The organism is Nonomuraea glycinis (genome assembly GCF_035920485.1).
GTDB lineage: Bacteria > Actinomycetota > Actinomycetes > Streptosporangiales > Streptosporangiaceae > Nonomuraea > Nonomuraea glycinis.
On sequence record NZ_CP109166.1, the window covers coordinates 6,019,619 to 6,037,700 of the forward strand.

At 72.5% G+C, this 18,082-nt stretch carries 18 protein-coding genes and 1 riboswitch; of the genes, 7 read left to right on the forward strand and 11 right to left on the reverse strand.

Annotated features, from left to right (window positions below):
* The first annotated feature begins 67 nt into the window (after positions 1-67).
* Positions 68-652, forward strand: coding sequence for an HD domain-containing protein (locus tag OHA68_RS28175; RefSeq protein ID WP_327102962.1), 585 nt, complete (start codon positions 68-70; stop codon positions 650-652).
* A 49-nt stretch (positions 653-701) separates the two neighbouring features.
* Here OHA68_RS28175 and OHA68_RS28180 read toward each other — a convergent pair whose 3' ends face one another.
* The 5 genes from OHA68_RS28180 to OHA68_RS28200 form a co-directional block, all read right to left on the reverse strand.
* Positions 702-1,445 (reverse strand): ABC transporter ATP-binding protein, encoded by a 744-nt coding sequence (locus tag OHA68_RS28180; RefSeq protein WP_327102963.1) that lies wholly within the window; start codon positions 1,443-1,445, stop codon positions 702-704.
* Positions 1,442-2,530 carry a FecCD family ABC transporter permease gene (locus tag OHA68_RS28185; RefSeq protein ID WP_189139832.1) on the reverse strand — a complete coding sequence of 363 codons (1,089 nt, stop codon included), beginning with the start codon at positions 2,528-2,530 and terminating at the stop codon, positions 1,442-1,444. Before OHA68_RS28185 ends, OHA68_RS28180 begins: the two co-directional genes overlap by 4 nt.
* Complete coding sequence (locus OHA68_RS28190; protein WP_327102964.1) at positions 2,527-3,570, reverse strand: ABC transporter substrate-binding protein; 1,044 nt, start codon at positions 3,568-3,570, stop codon at positions 2,527-2,529. Before OHA68_RS28190 ends, OHA68_RS28185 begins: the two co-directional genes overlap by 4 nt.
* A 217-nt stretch (positions 3,571-3,787) precedes the next feature.
* Positions 3,788-4,360 carry a GNAT family N-acetyltransferase gene (locus tag OHA68_RS28195; protein ID WP_327102965.1) on the reverse strand — a complete coding sequence of 191 codons (573 nt, stop codon included), beginning with the start codon at positions 4,358-4,360 and terminating at the stop codon, positions 3,788-3,790.
* A gap of 5 nt (positions 4,361-4,365) precedes the next feature.
* Entirely contained in the window at positions 4,366-4,968 is a 603-nt protein-coding gene (locus OHA68_RS28200) for a superoxide dismutase (RefSeq protein ID WP_327102966.1), read from the reverse strand.
* Between the two features lie 303 nt (positions 4,969-5,271).
* Here OHA68_RS28200 and OHA68_RS28205 point away from each other — a divergent pair, with 303 nt between their 5' ends.
* Entirely contained in the window at positions 5,272-5,490 is a 219-nt protein-coding gene (locus tag OHA68_RS28205) for a hypothetical protein (RefSeq protein WP_327102967.1), read from the forward strand.
* Here the strand turns inward: OHA68_RS28205 and cobF are convergent.
* The gene (cobF, locus tag OHA68_RS28210; protein WP_327102968.1) at positions 5,444-6,202 is read right to left on the reverse strand and encodes a precorrin-6A synthase (deacetylating); all 759 of its coding nucleotides are present in this window, start codon (positions 6,200-6,202) and stop codon (positions 5,444-5,446) included. The genes OHA68_RS28205 and cobF overlap by 47 nt on opposite strands.
* Positions 6,203-6,264: 62 nt before the next feature.
* Here cobF and OHA68_RS28215 point away from each other — a divergent pair, with 62 nt between their 5' ends.
* The 4 genes from OHA68_RS28215 to OHA68_RS28230 are packed head-to-tail and all read left to right on the forward strand — an operon-like array spanning position 6,265 to position 9,078.
* Entirely contained in the window at positions 6,265-6,390 is a 126-nt protein-coding gene (locus OHA68_RS28215) for a hypothetical protein (RefSeq protein ID WP_327102969.1), read from the forward strand.
* On the forward strand, positions 6,387-7,595 hold the full coding sequence (gene cbiE / locus OHA68_RS28220; protein WP_327102970.1) for a precorrin-6y C5,15-methyltransferase (decarboxylating) subunit CbiE: 1,209 nt from the start codon (positions 6,387-6,389) through the stop codon (positions 7,593-7,595). Before OHA68_RS28215 ends, cbiE begins: the two co-directional genes overlap by 4 nt.
* Positions 7,592-8,347 carry a precorrin-4 C(11)-methyltransferase gene (gene cobM, locus OHA68_RS28225; protein ID WP_189139838.1) on the forward strand — a complete coding sequence of 252 codons (756 nt, stop codon included), beginning with the start codon at positions 7,592-7,594 and terminating at the stop codon, positions 8,345-8,347. The genes cbiE and cobM overlap by 4 nt, the downstream gene beginning before the upstream one ends.
* Positions 8,332-9,078 (forward strand): cobalt-precorrin-6A reductase, encoded by a 747-nt coding sequence (locus OHA68_RS28230; protein ID WP_327102971.1) that lies wholly within the window; start codon positions 8,332-8,334, stop codon positions 9,076-9,078. Before cobM ends, OHA68_RS28230 begins: the two co-directional genes overlap by 16 nt.
* On the opposite strand, the gene OHA68_RS28235 is transcribed toward OHA68_RS28230, so the two are convergent.
* From OHA68_RS28235 to cobG, 3 genes are all read right to left on the reverse strand, one after another.
* Positions 9,069-10,547, reverse strand: a complete 1,479-nt coding sequence (locus OHA68_RS28235) for a precorrin-2 C(20)-methyltransferase (protein WP_327102972.1) — start codon at positions 10,545-10,547, stop codon at positions 9,069-9,071. The genes OHA68_RS28230 and OHA68_RS28235 overlap by 10 nt on opposite strands.
* 5 nt (positions 10,548-10,552) lie before the next feature.
* On the reverse strand, positions 10,553-11,173 hold the full coding sequence (locus OHA68_RS28240; protein ID WP_189139841.1) for a precorrin-8X methylmutase: 621 nt from the start codon (positions 11,171-11,173) through the stop codon (positions 10,553-10,555).
* Positions 11,170-12,471, reverse strand: coding sequence for a precorrin-3B synthase (gene cobG / locus OHA68_RS28245; protein WP_456094113.1), 1,302 nt, complete (start codon positions 12,469-12,471; stop codon positions 11,170-11,172). The genes OHA68_RS28240 and cobG overlap by 4 nt, the downstream gene beginning before the upstream one ends.
* A riboswitch (cobalamin riboswitch) is annotated at positions 12,437-12,560 on the forward strand. (Overlaps the previous gene by 35 nt.)
* Before the next feature lie 53 nt (positions 12,561-12,613).
* Here cobG and cobN point away from each other — a divergent pair.
* Positions 12,614-16,201 (forward strand): cobaltochelatase subunit CobN, encoded by a 3,588-nt coding sequence (gene cobN / locus OHA68_RS28250; RefSeq protein ID WP_327102974.1) that lies wholly within the window; start codon positions 12,614-12,616, stop codon positions 16,199-16,201.
* Here cobN and OHA68_RS28255 read toward each other — a convergent pair.
* Together OHA68_RS28255 and cobO are read right to left on the reverse strand one after the other, a co-directional pair.
* Complete coding sequence (locus OHA68_RS28255) at positions 16,156-17,469, reverse strand: cobyrinate a,c-diamide synthase (protein WP_189139896.1); 1,314 nt, start codon at positions 17,467-17,469, stop codon at positions 16,156-16,158. The two genes, cobN and OHA68_RS28255, sit on opposite strands and share 46 nt — an antisense overlap.
* Positions 17,470-17,477: 8 nt before the next feature.
* On the reverse strand, positions 17,478-18,080 hold the full coding sequence (gene cobO / locus OHA68_RS28260) for a cob(I)yrinic acid a,c-diamide adenosyltransferase (RefSeq protein ID WP_189139842.1): 603 nt from the start codon (positions 18,078-18,080) through the stop codon (positions 17,478-17,480).
* Positions 18,081-18,082 lie beyond the last annotated feature (2 nt).

The window sequence follows — 18,082 nt, forward strand, 5'->3', positions numbered from 1 at the left end:
TGCAGACATCGGCCGCGCCCACCCACGATGGTGACCGTCCAAATTCTCTGACGAACGGACCCATCCGATGCTCCCCACGATTCCTCGAACGCCCACGTCCCAGGCAGCCGCCGACCTCGCCGCTGAGGCGGCACCCGCCTACCTGCTCAATCACAGCTACCGCACCTATCTCTTCGGCCGGTGCATCGTCCCCGAGCCCGAAGTCGACGAGGAGGCGGCCTTCGTCGCGGCGATGATCCACGATCTCGGCCTCACCGACACCTACGCCGGTGAGAGCGAGTTCGCACGCGCCGGGGCCGATCTCGCGTGCCGCTTCCTCGAAGGGCGCGGATGGGACCTTGAGCGCATCCATCTGGTAGAGGAGGCGATCCTGCGGCACACCAACCTCGTGGCTGAGCAGGTGCCCGTCGTCCGGCTGGTCCAAGCGGGGGCGGCCGTAGACGTCGCCGGACTCGGCCGGGAAGGGATCGCATCCGATGATCTCGCCGACATCTTGACGGCCTATCCGCGGCTTGACTTCGCATCGAGCATGCGAGACAGCTTCCTCGACGAGGTCCACCGGCATCCGGAGGGCGCCTTCGCCCAGCTCGAACGAGCCGTCGTGCTCTCCGGCCGATTCGGCAGCAACCCGATCGACGCCGCAACCGCGTGAATCACCAGGCGCCATCGGATGGACGGCGGCAGGGCCAACAGCCGGGGGATCACTGCTCCTCCTTGAGCCGTTCGAAGACGAGCTGGGTGCGGTGGACGGCGCGCACGCCGTACACCTGGGAGATCAGTTCGGGGGTGAGGACGTGGTCGGGCGGGCCACCGGCGACGATGCGGCCGGCGTCCATGACGTAGAGGCGGTCGCAGAAGGCGGCGGCCTGGTTGAGGTCGTGCAGGACGGCCAGGGTGGCGATGCCGAGCTCGCGCACCAGGTGCAGCAGTTCGAGCTGGTGGCGGACGTCCAGGTGGGAGGTGGGCTCGTCGAGCAGGAGCAGGCGGGTCTGCTGGGCGAGGGCGCGGGCGAGCAGGACGCGTTGTTTCTCGCCGCCGGACAGGGTGGCGAAGATCCTTTCGGTGCGGTCGGCCAGGCCGACCCGCTCCAGCGCGCCGACGCACAGCTTCTCGTCGGCGGAGGTGTCCGTCTTGTACGGAGTACGGCCCATCCGTACGATCTCGGACACGGTGAAGTCCAGGTCGGCGGGGGTTTCCTGGGCGACGACGGCAGTGCGCCTGGCGGCCTCGCGGGCGGGCATCCGGTGCACGTCGTCGCCGTCCACCGCGATGAGCCCGGCGGACGGGCGCAGCGCCCGGTAGATGCTGCGCAGCAGCGTGGACTTGCCGCAGCCGTTCGGCCCGACCAGGCCGACGACCTCGCCGTCGTCCACCAGCAGGCCGGCCTCGTGCACGATCTGGTGGCCGTCCAGCTTGACGGACACGCCTCGCAGGTCGAGCGTCACTGGACGCTCACCGCCCGGTCCACCGAACGGCGGCGCAGCAGCCAGAGGAAGAACGGCACGCCGAACAGGGCGGTGACGATGCTGAGCGCCAGCTCCTGCGGGGCGTTGACGGTGCGCGCGGCGATGTCCACCAGTTGCAGGAAGACGGCGCCGAGCAGGGCGGTGACGGGCAGCACCCGGCGGTGGTCGGCGCCGACGAGCAACCGGGCGGCGTGCGGCACGATCAGGCCGACGAACGCGATCGCGCCGCTGGTGGCCACCAGCACGCCGACCAGCAGCGAGGTCAGCACGAACAAGGTCAGGCGGAAGCGGTTGACGTTCACGCCGAGTGAGACGGCCGTCTCCTCCCCGGCGGCGATCGCGTTCAGCGGCCGGTGCTGCAGCAGCAGGTACGTCACCCCGGCGGCGAGGACGACGGCCGGCAGCGGCAGCAGGTGCCAGCGGGCCCCGCCGAGGCTGCCCATGAGCCAGAACAGCACCTGCTGGGCGGCCCGCCCGCTCTGCGCCGCCTGGAGGACGAAGCTGTAGGCGGCCTGGAACAGGTACGCCAGCGCCACCCCGGCCAGCACGAGCCGCGAGGGGGTGAGCCGCCCGGACCGCTGCGCCAGCGCGTACACCAGGGCGAGCGCGAGCAGCGACCCGGCGAAGGCGGCGGCCGACATCGACAGCCCGCCGAGCGCCGAGACGCCCAGGATGAACACCGTCACCGCCCCGAACGAGGCTCCGGAGGAGATGCCGAGCAGGAACGGGTCGGCCAGCGGATTGCGTACCAGCGCCTGGAGCACCGCCCCGACCACCGCCAGCCCGGCCCCGACGAGCAACGCGAGCAGCGCGCGTGGCAGCCGGAACTCCCACACGATCTGCTCCTGCACCGGCGTCCAGGTGCGCGGCACCAGGCCGGGCACGATGCCGTCGGCGACGATGCCCCATGCCTGGGGCAGGGCGACGGGCACCGCGCCGATGCTCACCGCCAGCCAGGTCGAGGCGACCATGGCCACGACCAGCACCACGACGAGCATCCCGAACCGGCCGCGCCGGTTCACCGTCGACGTGGTCGTCACGTCCTGCTGGATTTCACTGGTCATCGCGTGAAGGCGTCCGGGTGCAGGAATGCGGCGATGTCCGTGATGGCCAGGATGTTGCGGTAGCCGGGGTGCTGGGCCGCCACGGGCAGGGCCAGGTAGCGCTTCTCCTTGGCGGCCGGGCTGTTCTTCGCGATGGCGAACGCCTCTTCGGCCTTGGCCGGCGAGCTCGGCATGTCCGCACCGCGCAGCGTCGCGTAGTCGCTGACCAGAACCGCCTCGGGCTGGGCGGCGCTGACCTCCTCGACGCTGACCTCGGTGTAGTCGCCCTTGACGTCGGCCAGCACGTTCACGCCGCCCGCTGCCGTGATCATCTGGTTGGTGATGCCCGAACCGCCGTAGGCGTTGACCGGGCCCTTGCCGCCGTCCGTGGCCAGCACCTTGACCGGGGTACGGCCCTCGACCCGCTTCTTGGCGTCGGCCAGGCTGCCCTGCAACTCGCCGACCAGCTTCTCGGCGCGCTCGGAGACGCCGAAGATCTTGCCAAGATTCCGCAGGTCGGTGAAGGTCTTGTCCAGGGTGTACTGGAGCGTCTCCTCGGGGCTGCACCAGCCGCCCAGGATGTAGACCGGAGAGCCGGCCGCGTCCAGCTCCGCCACGCCGGCGTAGCCGCCGGCGGTGTCGAAGCCGGCCATCGCGTTGTCCAGGACGAAGTCCGCGCCCTGGGCGAGCATGACCTCCTTCTGCGGCAGCATGATCGTCTCGGAGATCTGCGGGATCTTGTCGTACTGCTCCTTCTGCCCCGGTAGGAACGCGCTCTCGCCGAAGAAGGTGCGCCCCGCGATCCGATCGCTCAGGCCGAGGGCGAGCAGCGTCTCCAGAGACGGGTGGTAACCGGTGACGGCCTTGGACGGCGGCCTGTCGAAGGTGAGCTCGCGCCCGCAGTTCTCGACGGTGACGGGGAAACCGGTCTGCGGCGCGGCTGCCGTCTGCGTGCCCTCCTGGGTGGCGGGGGCTTGGGAGCAGGCGGTCAGCGTCAGGGCCGAGGTCAGGACGAGCAGCTTCTTCGTGATGGTCGAGGCGGAACGGGACGGGCGGCTCATGCGGTGAGTCTCCGAAGGTGAGCGGTCGGGTGATCGTGAAGAAACACCACATTTTGCTCATATATCGCAAATGCAAGCAAGTTGCACTTGTGGGCCGCACATCAGACCGACACTGGTCAGCACGCGTCCGGATGCAGGGAGCGGGCGGTGTCGACCCACGCCGCGAGCCTGCCGATGACGCGGGGCAGTGGCCCCGGCGGGGCGACCTCTCAGGGCTCTACCGGTTGCTGTCCTTGCCGATGAGCGGCTGCTTCAGCATGATCAATCTGACCCTGTCCTCGGCGGCCAGCAGCGCCGCCACGCGCCAACCCCTGCGGCGGTACAGCCCGAGCGCCGCGCCCGCGCGCGGATGCGTGGTCAGCCACCATGGCGCTCCCGGGGCGGCCGACAGCAACGCGTCGTGCAGACGTGCCCCGAGCCCCTGTCCCCGCATCGAGGGCAGGACCGCCAGCTCTCGGAGGGTGAGGTCCTCTCGCGGCAGCCGGGAGGCCAGCAGGGCGAGTCTGGAGCAGCGCACACCATAGGCGAACCCATGCACCTGATCACCGTGAAACGCCGCGGCGAACGTGAATCCCCGCCGGTGCGTGTCGGCGGCGAGCCGTTCGGCGACGGCGCCGGCCGACTCCCTCGGCTCGGCCCAGGGCGGAAGGGTGAAGACCTGTCCCGCCACCTCCGTCACGGTGTCCAGCAGGCCGTTCACTTCGCTCGCCGGGATGAGCCGGATCTCGGAGAGAGCGGCGCCCGCTCGGCCCTGCGGACCAAGCTGTGGCCGGGCGGGCGTCGCCGGCATGGTGGCTAGACGCCGCGGGCGGCGTCGTAGCGGGCGATGACGTCGTTCCAGTTGATCAGGCCCCAGAGCTTCTCGACGTAGTCCGGGCGCACGTTGCGGTACTGCAGGTAGTAGGCGTGCTCCCAGGCGTCGAACACGAGGAGTGGGGCGGTGTTCATGCCGACGTTGCCGTGGTGGTCGTAGACCTGCTCGACCACCAGGCGGCGGCCGAGCGGCTCCCACGCGAGCACGCCCCAGCCCGAGCCCTGCACGGTGGCGGTGGCGGTGGTGAGCTGCTTCTTGAAGGCGTCGAAGGAGCCGAAGTGCTCGGTGATGGCGTCGCCCAGCTCGCCGTCGGGGCGGTCGCCGCCGTCGGGGGAGAGGTTCTGCCAGAAGATCGTGTGCAGGACGTGCCCGGACAGGTTGAACGCGTAGGTCTTCTCCAGCCCGACCAGGCCGCCGAACTCGCCCTTGTCGCGTGCCTCGGCCAGGCGGTCAAGGGTGTCGTTGGCGCCCTTGACGTAGGCGGCGTGGTGCTTGGCGTGGTGCAGCTCCAGGATCTCGCCGGTGATCGCCGGCTCCAGCGCCGCGTAGTCGTACGGCATGTCCGGGAGGGTGTACTGCCCCATGAGCTATCTCCTCGAAATCTCGTACTTGCATATATCTCGCAATAACCATAGTCCCGCAACTAGCTCGTGTCTCGGGTGGCATGCCGACAGCGATGGCGACATCCGCTCAGTGCTTGAATCCACCGCCGTCACCCTCGCCTTCGGCCGCCACCCGGTCCTGGACCGCGTATCCCTGACTGCCATGCCCGGGGAGACGCTCGGCCTGGCCTGGCCCGCACGAGGTGTCCGACGGCCAGCTCCAGCGCGCCTGCGTGGCCCGCCCGTGCCCTGGCACTCGAACCCCGCTACCTCATCTGCGACGAGATGACCACCATGCTCGACGCCTCCACCCAGGCCCGTCTGGTGGCCCGCATCGAGGCCTGCCGCGAGCGCACCGGCGCCGGCGTGCCGGCCATCAGCCACGACGCCGAACTGCTCGGCCGCTGGTCGAGCGGGAACGTCCACGCCTGGCGGCACCGGCCCGCCCGCAGGCGATTCAACGATCGGCGCGAGGAGTCCGGCGCAGCAGGTAGGTGTCCATGATCCACCCCTTGCGGGCGCGCGCTTCGGCGCGGAGCTCGCGGATGCGGTCGCCGACCTCGGCGACCTCCCCGGAGACCAGGATCTCGTCGGGCGTGCCCAGATAAGCGCCCCAGTAGATGTGGAAGTCGTCCAGGCCGGCGAAGGAGCAGTGGGCGTCCAGCATGACGACCACGTCGTCGGCGGTGGCGCCCTCCTCGGCCAGACGGCGCCCCGTGGTGAGGTGAACGGGCCGCCCGACCTGGGTGAGGCTGGTGCGGTGGCGGGCGGTCAGTGCGGCCACGCTGCTGATGCCGGGGATCACCTCGTACGCGAACGTGACGTTGCCGCGCTGGAGAATCTCTTCGACGATGGCCAGCGTGCTGTCGTACACGCCCGGATCTCCCCACACCAGGAACGCCCCTGTCTCGCCGTCGGCCAGCTCCTCGCTGATGAGCGCTTCGCAGGCCAGCGCTCTGCGCGAGCGCCAGTCCTCGACAGCGGCGGTGTAGGTGGAGGCGTTCCGGTCGCGTTCCGGGTCGCGGGCCTCGGCGATCCGGTACGGCGGGCGGCCGTGTTCGGCGATCAGGTCCTGCCGGAGCCGCACCAGCTCATCCTTCACCTCGCCCTTGTCGACGAGGAAGAACACGTCCGTACGGGCGATGGCCTTGGCCGCCTGGAGGGTGAGATGGTCGGGATCGCCCGCGCCGATGCCGATGACGAGTAGCCGCTTCACCCGTAAGAGTGTGCCAGAGCAGGAGATATACGATATCCCTCGCACACCACCCGAGGAGGACCGTGGATCTGGCCGAGCTGGTGGCCGACGCCCAGCGCCGCTGCGCCGCCCGCTACAGGCCGTCACGTCCGAATCCGTCCAGGGTGGTCGTGGAGATCCGGGTGACGAACGTGCTGGGCGTCGTGTGATCACCGTCGTCGGCATCGGGGCGGACGGCTGGGACGGGCTGCCCGCCGAGTCGCGCCGTGCGCTGGAGACGGCGGAGGTCCTCATGGGCGGCATCCGGCAACTCGGCCTCGTGCCGGCTTCCACCGCTGAACGGGTCGCCTGGCCGGCGCCGCTGCTCCCGGCGCTGCCCGCGCTGGTGGAGAAGTACGCCGGTCGCGATGTGTGCGTGCTGGCCAGCGGCGATCCGATGTTCTACGGCATCGGCTCCACCCTGGTGCGGCTGCTGGGCGCCTCGCGGGTCAGGGTACTGCCGCACCTGTCGTCGCTGTCGCTGGCGTGCGCCCGGCTCGGCTGGCCGGTCGAGCAGGTGGAGGTGGTGAGCCTCGTGGGCCGTCCGCCGGCGGCTCTGAACGCCGCCCTGCTGCCGGGACGGCGGATCGTCGTGCTCGGCGCGGGGCGCGACTCGCCGTCCCTGGTGGCGGGGCTGCTGGTCGGGCGAGGGTACGGCCCCAGCCCGATGACGGTGCTGTCGGACCTGGGCGCGGCGTCGGAGTCAGAGCTGCGGGGCACGGCGGACGCGTGGGACGCGTCCGCGCCCTCATCCCTGAACGTGATCGCGATCGAGTGCGTCGCCGAGCCGGGCACCGAGCCGCTGGCCCGCGTCCCCGGCCTTCCTGACACGGCCTTCGAGCACGACGGCCAGCTCACCAAGCGCGAAGTCCGCGCCGTCAGCTTGTCGCGGCTGGCACCGGTGCCCGGCGAACTGCTGTGGGACGTCGGCGCGGGGGCGGGCAGCATCGCCATCGAGTGGATGCGCGGCCATCCGGCGTGCGCGGCCGTCGCGGTCGAGAGCCGGGCCGATCGGGCCGCCGCGATCCGGCGCAACGCCGATGCCCTCGGAGTGCCGTCGCTGTGGGTCGTCGAGGGCAAGGCACCCGCCGCCCTGGACGGGCTTCCCGCACCGGACGCCGTGTTCGTCGGCGGCGGCGCGACAGCATCCGGACTGCTGGAGAAGTGCTGGGCGGCGCTGCGGCCCGGCGGCAGGCTCGTGGTCAACGCCGTCACCCTGGAGTCCGAGGCCGTCGTGGCCGGATGGTACGCCAGGCTCGGCGGCGATCTGGTGCGCCTGGCCGTTCAGCGTGCCTCCCCCGTCGGCTCGTTCACAGGATGGCGGGCCGCGATGCCGGTGACCGTCTGGTCGGTCACCAGGAAGGATCAGCCGTGACCGTCTACTTCATCGGAGCGGGCCCCGGCGCGGCCGACCTGATCACGCTGCGCGGGCTGCGGCGGCTGGAGTCCTCGCCGGTGTGCCTGTACGCGGGCTCGCTGGTGCCCCGTGAGCTGCTGGCCTCCTGCCCCGCGGGCGCCAGGCTGGTGGACACGGCGAACCTGACGCTCGACGAGATCGTCGCGGAGCTGGCCGCCGCCCACGACCAGGGCCTGGACGTGGCGCGGCTGCACTCGGGCGACCCGTCGGTGTTCAGTGCGGTGGCCGAGCAGATGCGCCGGCTGGACGCGCTCGGCATGCCGTACGAGGTGGTTCCCGGGGTGCCGGCGTTCGCGGCGGCGGCGGCCTCGCTCGGCAGGGAGCTGACCGTGCCCGGGGTCGGCCAGACGATCATCCTGACCCGCACCTCGGCGCGGGCCACGCCGATGCCCGAGGGCGAGGATCTGGCGACGCTCGGCGCCGGTGGCGCGACGATGGTGCTGCACCTGGCCGTTCAGCGGATCGACGCGGTGGTGGCCGAACTGCTGCCCTCCTACGGCCCCGGCTGCCCGGTCGCGGTGGTCGCGCGGGCCAGCAGGGCCGATGAGGTGATCCTGCGCGGGACCTTGGCGGACATCGCCGGTCAGGTCCACGAGGCCGGCATCCGGCGCACGGCGGTGATCGTCGTCGGGCGGGTGCTTTCGGCGACGCAGTTCCCCGACAGCCACCTCTACAGCGCGGAACGGGCACGGCCGTGCGCCGGGTCCTGATCCTGGGCGGCACCGCCGAGGCGCGGGCCCTGGCGGCCGAGCTGGCCGGCGAGCTGGCCGGAGGGGGCACGCATGTGGTGTCGTCACTGGCCGGGCGGGTGACCAATCCCCGCCTGCCGGTGGGTGAGGTGCGGGAAGGCGGGTTCGGCGGGCCGGACGGGCTGGCCGCCTGGCTGACCGCCGAGCGGATCGACGCCGTGGTGGACGCCACGCACCCGTTCGCGGCCCGGATGACGGCCTCCGCGGCCGAGGCTTCGGCACGGACCGGCGTGCCACTTCTCATCCTGCGCAGACCGGGCTGGCGGGAGAGCCCGGACGACGCCTGGCGGCGCGTTGCCTCCCTGGAGGAGGCGGCCGCCCGGCTGGCCGACATGCCTGTGGAGCGGGTGTTCCTCACGACCGGCCGCCGGAGCCTGCCGGTCTTCACCGGACTGTCCGGAGTGTGGCTGCTGGCCAGGTCGGTCGACCCGCCCGACGCGCCCGTCCCCGCCAACGTGCAGGTGCTGCTCGACCGCGGCCCGTACACGGTCGAGGGAGAGCGGTCCCTCATCCTGGAGCATCGGCTGGACGTGCTGGTCACCAAGGACAGCGGCGGTGAGATGACGGTCGCCAAGCTCCTGGCGGCGCGCGAGCTGGGGCTGCCGGTGATCATGGTGGACCGGCCGCCACCGCCGCCGGGCGTCCGGGCGGTGGACTCCGTGGCCGTGGCGGCCGCCTGGGCTCAGGGGTAGCGCCGGGGTGTGTAGACGACGCCCCGGTCCGTGACCCGGGTCGTCGAGGAGCCGATGATCAGCAGACAGCGCATGTCGACCTGGGAGGGATCGAACGCGCCGAGCGTGGTGACGGTGACGCTCTCCTGCTCGCCGCCGACGTTGCGGCCGATCACCACGGGAGTGGCGGCGTCGCGGTGCTCCAGCAGCAGGTCACGGGCCGCGCCGAGCTGCCAGGTACGGCTGCGCGAGGCCGGGTTGTAGATCGCCAGCACCAGATCCGCCCGTGCGGCGGCCGACAGCCGGTCGGCCACCACCTCCCACGGCTTGAGCAGGTCGGACAGCGACAGCACGCAGTAGTCGTGGCCCAGGGGAGCGCCGACCCTGCTGGCCACCGCCTGTGCGGCGGTCAGCCCGGGGACGACCCGCACCGGCACATCGGGGAAGTCGGCCGCCGCTTCGAGGACCGCGCTGGCCATGGCGAACACGCCGGGGTCACCGGAGGACACCACGGCCACCCGCGCCCCCTCGCGGGCCAGCTCGAACGCGTGCCTGGCCCGCTCGGCCTCGACCCGGTTGTCGGTACGGTGGCGGCGCTGGCGCGGGTTCGGCGCCACCCGGTCCACGTACGGGCCGTAGCCGACCAGGTCCGTCGCCGCGGCCAGCGCCTCCTGCGCCTCCGGGGTGAGCCACGGCCGCCCGGCCGGGCCGAGGCCGACCACGCTCACCTCGCCCCGTCCCTCGGTCGCCGCGGGCTCGGGAACGAAGGTCCGCTCGGCCGGGCTGGCCAGCAGAGCCAGCGAGAAGTACGGCACGCCGTCCGCGTCGACGTCCTTGAGCGGTGCGACCCGCTCGGCGCCCATGGTGGCGCGCTCGACGTACCAGGCGTCGTCGAGACGCCCGGCCTCGGCCAGGGCGTCGCGGACCTTCGTGAAGGTCCTGCCCAGCTTGAGCACCGCGGCGGAGTCGGTGCCGCGCAGCCGCTCGGCCAGTTCACCGGCGGGCAGTGTGCCGGGCAGCACGGTGAGCACCTCGTCCCGCTCCACCAGGGGCCGGCCGAGCACGGCGGAGGCGGCGCTGACGGAGGTGACCCCGGGCACCACCTCCGTGGGGTAGCGGTGGGCGAGCCGCTTGTGCATGTGCATGTAGGAGCCGTAGAACAGCGGGTCGCCCTCCGCCAGCACGACCACAGTGCGGCCGGCCTCCAGGTGCGCGGCCAGCCGTTCGGCGCAGTCGGCGTAGAAGTCGTCGAGCGCGCCCTGGTAGCCGCCGGGATGGTCGGTCGTCTCCGTGGTCAGCGGGTAGAGCAGGAGCTCCTCGACCTGCCCTTCTTTCATGTACGGCAGTGCGATCGAGCGGGCGATGCTACGTCCGTGCCGGGCCGCGTGGTAGGCGATCACGTCCGCCTCGCCGATCAGCCTGGCGGTCTTGACCGTGACCAGTTCCGGATCGCCGGGGCCGAGACCGACCCCGTACAGCCGTCCTGTCATCGTGCTCACTCCGTCTCGCTCGCGAGGGCGTTGACCGCCGCCGCCGTCATCGCACTGCCGCCGCGGCGGCCGTGCACCACCAGGTAGTCCAGGTCGCTGTCCGCCAGCGCTCGCTTGGACTCGGCCGCGCCGATGAACCCCACGGGGATGCCGAGCACCGCCGCGGGCCTGCCCGCGCCCTCCGCGACCAGTTCGAGCAGCCGGAACAGGGCGGTGGGCGCGTTGCCGATCGCCACCACCGCGCCGTCGAGGCGGTCGCGCCAGAGTTCGAGAGCGGCGGCGCTGCGGGTGGTGCCGAGCCGTCCGGCCAACTCGGGCACCCCGGGCTCGCCGAGCGTGCACAGCACCTCGTTGGCGGCGGGCAGCCTGCGCCTGGTCACGCCCGAGGCGACCATCATGGCGTCGCACAGCACGGGCGCGCCACGGCGCAGCGCCTGCCTGGCCCTGACGACCACGGCGGGCGACCAGTCCAGGTCGGCGACCAGGTCCGTCATCCCGCAGGCGTGGATCATCCGCACCGCCACCTGCGCGACCTCCGGCGGCATGCCGCTGAGGTCGGTCTCGGCGCGAATGGTCGCGAACGACCGCCGGTAGATCTCGGCGCCGTCGCGGATGTAGTCGGTCACTGCTGCCTTTCCTGGTAGCCGTCTTCGGTGGCGATCATCTGGACGACCTGGCCGCGGGGGAGTCCGCACCGGCGCTCACAACCGGCCCAGTGCACGGGCGTACGCGGAGCGGTGTCGAGGCCGCTCACCCAGCGCCGCGCGTCGGCCTGGACGTCCGCCAGCGACTTGGCGCAGCCGGGACGGCCGGTGCAGGCGGTGACGCCGGCCCATGGCGAGGCCGGGTCGACGACGAGTCCGGCCTCTTCGAGCGTGTTCGCCGCGCGATCCGCTTCCCCGGGGGACAGGTCCAGCAGGACGGCGGTCCGCCAGGGGGTGAGCCGCACAGTGGTTCCGGCGTTCGCGAGCGCCACAGCCTGGGCGGGCGTCAACCGGCCGAGCGGCACCAGGGCTTCCAGCGCGACGCGGCCGTCCCGCTGGGCGATGCGTCCGGCGCGCCTGATAACGGGCGAATCGCGCAAGTCGGCGTGACGGCTCGCCTCGGCCAAGATGGCAGGGGCAGCGGGCGACTCGGTTGTCATGCCGTTCAGACGGGCGGCGATCCGCCGGGGGCCGTTCTCCAGCTCGTGGATGCGCCACGCCGCGTGCGAGGCTCGCTCGTCGAGGAACGCCTCAGCCGCGGCGATCATGAGGTCGATCACGGTGTCCGGGCGCGCGGCGAGCCCGAGGTCCGAGCCCGCCAGCAGCAGCCGCCCGAGTCGTGAGCCCTCTGCGGCGAAGGTGACGTCCGCGCCGAGCCCGATCGCGTCTCCCGTGCCGTCGTCCAGCGCGAACAGGAACCGTCCCGGCAACGCGGCGAGGCGTGCGCGTGAACACAGCGCCTGGTCGAGGGCATCCACCATCGGCTGCGTGTCGAGCGACCCTCCGGAGCCCCGCCCGCTCAAGGGTGAGCCGACGATGTTGCGGACGCGTTCGTGGGCGGCGGACGGGAGAAGGCCCGCGGACGCGATCCGCTCGGCGAAGGCGGATGCCGAGCGCAGACCACGCACCTGTACGTTCGCTCGCGAGGTGAGCTCGATCACCCCTGAGCCGAGCTCGTCCGCGCAGGCCGCGATCTCGCGGAGCTGAGGAGCGGTGACGGCGCCGCCGGGCAGGCGGACCCGGGCCAGCGGGCCGTCTGCGGCCTCGTGCACCTGTAGCGCTCCCGGACAGGCGTCAGGGCGCACCCGTCCGGAAAAGTCGGCTATGGACACGAAGAGGATGGTAACGCCACTTCTGACAAGGGTGGCTCCTGCCGTAGGCTCCAGGGTAGGCGATGGCAAAGGGAGGAAGCCGGTGCGAAACCGGCGCGGTCCCGCCACTGTGACCGGGGAGCGAACCCCACTACAGGCCACGACCCGGCGACGGGTGGGAAGGCCGGGGTGAGCGCTGATCCGGGAGCCAGGAGACTCCTGCCGTCGCGACACCCGCGACCGGGGCGAGGACCCCGAGGGAGGATGCGCCGTGCCTGGCGACAGCCATACCGTTCTGCTGCTCTCGACCTCCGACACAGACCTGTTGAGCGCCCGGGCCGGCGGCGCGGCCTACCGATGGGGCAATCCCGCCAGGCTGGCCGCCGAAGACCTGCCGGACCTGCTCGAAGGCGTCGATCTGGTCGTCGTCCGCCTGCTGGGCGGCCGCAGGGCCTGGGAAGAGGGCCTGGACGCGCTGCTGGCGCAGCCGCGCCCGGTCGTGGTCCTGGGCGGGGAGCAGGCCCCGGACGCCGAGCTGATGGAGCTGTCCACGGTCACCGGCGGCGTCTGCGCCGAAGCACACGCCTACCTGGCCCATGGCGGACCGGCGAACCTGGCCGAACTGCACGCGTTCCTGTCGGACACCGTCCTGCTGACGGGGCACGGGTTCGCGCCGCCCGCACCGGCGCCCTCCTGGGGACGGCTGGAGCGCGTGACCGGCTCCCGGAGCGGGCCGGTGGTGGGCGTGCTGTACTACCGCGCGCATCACATGGCCGGCAACACCGCGTTCGTCGAGACGCTCTGCGCGGCCATCGAGGAGGCGGGCGGGCAGGCGCTGCCGGTCTTCTGCTCCTCGCTGCGCACGGCGGAGCCCGAGCTGCTCGACACGCTGGGCGCGGCCGACGCGCTCGTGGTGACCGTGCTCGCGGCGGGCGGCTCCCGGCCGGCCACGGCGGGAGCCGGCGGTGACGACGAAGCCTGGGACGTCGGCGCGCTCGCCGCGCTGGACGTGCCGATCCTGCAGGGACTCTGCCTGACCACCTCGAAGCAGGCGTGGGAGGAGAACGACGACGGGCTCTCGCCGCTGGACGCGGCCTCGCAGGTGGCGATCCCCGAGTTCGACGGGCGGATCATCACGGTGCCGTTCTCGTTCAAGGAGGTGGACCGGGACGGGCTCACCGTCTACGCCGCCGACGCCGAGCGGGCCGCCCGGGTGGCGGGCATCGCCGTACGGCACGGCCTGCTGCGGCACACCCCGCCCGCCGAACGCCGCCTGGTCGTGATGCTGTCGGCGTACCCCACCAAGCACTCCCGGGTGGGCAACGCCGTCGGGCTGGACACCCCGGCCAGCACCGTGCGGCTGCTGGCCCGGCTCGCCGAGGCGGGCTACGACCTGGGCGACGGCTTCCCCGGCGTGGCCGAGCAGGACGGCGACGCGCTCATCCACGCGCTCATCGCCGCCGGCGGCCAGGACCAGGACTGGCTGACCGAGGAGCACCTCGCGGGCAACCCGGTACGCATCTCCGCCGCGTCCTACGAGCGCTGGTACCGGACGCTGCCCGAGGAGCTGCGCGCCGGGATGGAACGGCACTGGGGGCCACCGCCGGGTGAGCTGTTCGTGCACGACGGCGACATCGTGCTGGCCGCGCTGCGCGCCGGGAACCTGGTGGTGATGGTGCAGCCGCCGCGCGGATTCGGCGAGAACCCGATCGCCATCTACCACGACCCCGACCTGCCCCCGAGCCACCACTACCTGGCCGCCTACCGCTGGCTGTCGGCCGAGTTCGGCGCCCACGCGATGGTGCACGTGGGCAAGCACGGCAACCTGGAATGGCTGCCGGGCAAGTCGGCCGGCATGTCCGCCGCCTGCGGCACCGACGCCGCCATCGGCGACCTGCCGCTGATCTACCCGTTCCTGGTCAACGACCCGGGCGAGGGCACCCAGGCCAAGCGGCGGGCGCACGCCGTGCTGGTCGACCACATGGTGCCGCCGATGGCCCGCGCCGACACCTACGGCGACATCGCCCGGCTGGAACAGCTCCTCGACGAGCACGCCACCATCGCCGCCATGGACCCGGCCAAGCTGCCCGCCATCCGGGCGCAGATCTGGACGCTGATCCAGGCCGCCCGGCTCGACCACGACCTCGGGCTGGACGACCGGCCGCACGACAGCGAGTTCGACGACTTCATCCTGCACGTGGACGGCTGGCTGTGCGAGGTGAAGGACGCCCAGATCCGCGACGGCCTGCACGTGCTCGGACAGGCGCCGACCGGCCAGGTACGGGTGGACCTGGTGCTGGCCATGCTGCGGGCCCGGCAGATGTGGTCAGGCCGGGAGACGCTGCCCGGCCTGCGCGAGGCGCTCGGGCTGGCCGAGGACGGCACGGCCGCGCTGGGCGACGTGGACCGGGCCGAGGCCGTCGCCCGCGCCCTGGTCGAGGGGATGGAGGAGCGCGGCTGGGCGCCGGACGCCGCGCCGGAGGTCGCCCGCGCGGTGCCCGCCGAGCGGCTGGACCTCGTCACCCGCATCCTGACGTTCGCCGCCACGGAGGTGGTGCCGCGCCTGGCCCGTACCACCGACGAACTCGACCACCTCCTGCACGCCCTCGACGGCGGGTACGTTCCCGCCGGCCCGAGCGGCTCCCCCATGCGCGGCCTCATCAACGTGCTGCCGACCGGCCGCAACTTCTACTCCGTCGACCCCCGCGCGGTCCCCAGCCGGCTGGCCTGGGAGACTGGTCAGGCGATGGCGGACTCGCTGCTGGAGCGCTATCACGCCGACACGGGAGAATGGCCGCGCTCGGTGGGCCTGTCCGTCTGGGGCACCAGCGCCATGCGCACGGCAGGCGACGACGTGGCCGAAGTGCTGGCACTTCTCGGCATCCGGCCCGAATGGGACGAGGCGTCGCGCCGGGTCACGAGCCTGGAGCCCATCCCGCTCGCCGAGCTCGGCCGCCCCAGGATCGACGTGACGGTCCGCATCAGCGGCTTCTTCCGCGACGCCTTCCCGCACGTGGTGGGCCTGCTCGACGACGCCGTACGCCTGGCCGCCCGGCTGGACGAGCCGGACGAGGACAACTACGTGCGCGCCCACGCCCGCCAGAGCGGTGGCGACGAGCGGCAGGCCACGATGCGCATCTTCGGCTCGGCGCCCGGCGCGTACGGGGCGGGGCTGCTGCCGCTCATCGACAGCCGTAACTGGCGCGACGACGCCGACCTGGCCGAGGTGTACGCGGCGTGGGGCGGCTTCGCCTACGGCCGCGACCTCGACGGCGTCGCCGCCCGCCCGCAGATGGAGGACGCCTACCGCCGGATCGCCGTGGCCGCCAAGAACGTCGACACCCGCGAGCACGACATCGCCGACTCCGACGACTACTTCCAGTACCACGGCGGCATGATCGCCACCGTCCGCGCGCTCACCGGCAAGGCCCCCGCCGCGTACGTGGGCGACAGCACCCGCCCCGACGCGGTACGCACCCGCACCCTGTCGGAGGAGACCTCGCGCATCTTCCGCGCCAGGGTCGTCAACCCCCGATGGCTGGCCGCGATGCGGCGGCACGGCTACAAGGGCGCCTTCGAGCTGGCCGCGACCGTCGACTACCTGTTCGGCTACGACGCCACCGCCGGCGTGATGGCCGACTGGATGTACGACAAGCTCACCGAGACGTACGTGCTGGACCCGGAGAACCAGGCGTTCATGGCCGAGTCGAACCCGTGGGCGCTGCACGGCATCGCCGAGCGGCTGCTCGAGGCCGCCGAGCGCGGCATGTGGGAGCACCCCGACCCGGACCTCCTGCGCGGCCTGCGGGAGGTCTACCTCAAGACCGAGGGTGACCTGGAGGACGACACGAGCCGCTGAGCCAGGCCGGGTGCTCCGGCCCAGTGCAGGTGCAGGTAGGACGCGGTCACGAGGGCGTCGCCGAACCCGTCGGCGCCGCCCTCCCAGCGGAACAGCGGATCGCCCGCGAGGTCGATGACCGTGCGGTGGAACTCGTGGCCGCGGAAGCGCTCGCCCGCCCTCGTCAGCGGCGAACGCCTGAGTGCGACCACGTCCCGGTAGCCGAGCGTCAGCCGGGGCGTCATCCGCGCCCGCCCCGGCACCCGCCCGCACATGCGTTGCCCGTCCAGCTCCTCGCACAGGTAGAGCAGCCCGGCGCACTCGGCCGCGATCGGCCCGCCGAAGGCCGCCACCTGCTCGCGCAACGGCTCGTTGGCGGCCAGTTCGGCCGCGTACACCTCGGGGAACCCGCCGCCGACGACCAGCGCCGCGGTCCCGTCAGGCAGCTTCTCGTCACGCAACGGGTCGAACACCGCGATGTCGGCGCCGGCCGCGCGCAGCAGTTCCACATGTTCGGCGTAGCCGAAGGTGAACGCCGCTCCGCCCGCCACGGCCGCCACCGGCCCGGCCCCGGCGGCACCCGGCTCCGGAACCCAGGGCGCCGCGTCCAGAGGTGGGGCCGATCGCGCCAGCCGTACCAGCGCGTCGAGGTCGCACGAGCGGGCCACCAGCGCGCCCAGCCGGTCCACCGCCGCCACCGCCTCCGCCTCGCGCTCGGCGGCGGGCACCAGCCCCAGATGCCTGGACGGCGTCGAGACGGCGTCGTCACGGCGGATCGCGCCCAGCACCGGCACCCCTGCCGACGCGAGCGCGGCCCGGCACAGCTCTTCGTGCCGGTCGGAGCCCACCTGATTCAGCACCACGCCGGCGACGCGCACCCGAGGGTCGAACGTGGCGAATCCATGCACCACGGCCGCCACCGAACGGCTCTGCCGGGCCGCGTCCACGACCAGGACCACCGGAGCGTCCAGCAGCCTGGCGACGTGCGCGGTCGAGGCGAAGTCCGTGTCACCCCGGCCGTCGAACAGCCCCATCACCCCCTCGACCACCGCCACGTCGCATCCCGCCGCCCCGTGCAGGAACAGCGGCACGATGCGCTCCTCGCCCACCAGCCACGGATCCAGGTTGCGGCCAGGACGCCCGGTGGCCAGCGCGTGATAGCCGGGATCGATGTAGTCGGGCCCCACTTTGTGCGGCGAGACCTTGAGCCCGCGGGCCCGCAGCGCCGCCATCAGCCCGGTGGCCACCGTGGTCTTGCCGCTGCCCGACGACGGCGCGGCGATGACCAGCCGAGGGACTACCACTCGATACCCTTCTGGCCCTTCTGCCCGGTGTCCATGGGGTGGCGTACCTTGCCCATCTCCGTCACCAGATCGGCGACCTCGATCAGCCGGCCGGGGGCGTCCCTGCCGGTGACCACCACGTGCTGGCCGCCCGGCCTGCCGGTGAGCGTCTCCAGCACGTCGTCCAGGTCCAGCCAGCCCCACTTCAGCGGGTACGTGAACTCGTCCAGCACGTAGAAGCGGTACGTCTCGGCCGCGAGATCGCGCTTGATCTGCTCCCAGCCCTCCCGGGCGTCGGCCGCGTGATCCTCCTCGGAGCCGGGCCGCTGGATCCATGACCAGCCCTCGCCCATCTTGTGCCAGGTCACCGAGCCGCCCTCGCCGCTGTCGCCGAGCACCTTGAGGGCCCGCTCCTCGCCGATGCGCCACTTGGCCGACTTCACGAACTGGAACACCCCGACCGGCCAGCCCTGGTTCCAGGCCCGCAACGCCATCCCGAAGGCGGCCGTCGACTTGCCCTTGCCGGGGCCGGTGTGGACGATCAGCAGCGGCCTGGTACGCCGCTGCCGGGTGGTGAGACCGTCGTCGGGGACGACCGAAGGCTTTCCCTGCGGCATGG

What these genes read in the sequence shown, in the direction of transcription:
- OHA68_RS28175 (WP_327102962.1), top strand. Translation starts at nt 68, where the DNA reads ATGCTCCCCACGATTCCTCGAACGCCCACGTCCCAGGCAGCCGCCGAC.
- OHA68_RS28185 (WP_189139832.1), bottom strand. Translation starts at nt 2,530, where the DNA reads ATGACCAGTGAAATCCAGCAGGACGTGACGACCACGTCGACGGTGAAC.
- OHA68_RS28190 (WP_327102964.1), bottom strand. Translation starts at nt 3,570, where the DNA reads ATGAGCCGCCCGTCCCGTTCCGCCTCGACCATCACGAAGAAGCTGCTC.
- OHA68_RS28195 (WP_327102965.1), bottom strand. Translation starts at nt 4,360, where the DNA reads ATGCCGGCGACGCCCGCCCGGCCACAGCTTGGTCCGCAGGGCCGAGCG.
- OHA68_RS28200 (WP_327102966.1), bottom strand. Translation starts at nt 4,968, where the DNA reads ATGGGGCAGTACACCCTCCCGGACATGCCGTACGACTACGCGGCGCTG.
- OHA68_RS28205 (WP_327102967.1), top strand. Translation starts at nt 5,272, where the DNA reads ATGACCACCATGCTCGACGCCTCCACCCAGGCCCGTCTGGTGGCCCGC.
- OHA68_RS28235 (WP_327102972.1), bottom strand. Translation starts at nt 10,547, where the DNA reads ATGACAGGACGGCTGTACGGGGTCGGTCTCGGCCCCGGCGATCCGGAA.
- cobO (WP_189139842.1), bottom strand. Translation starts at nt 18,080, where the DNA reads ATGCCGCAGGGAAAGCCTTCGGTCGTCCCCGACGACGGTCTCACCACC.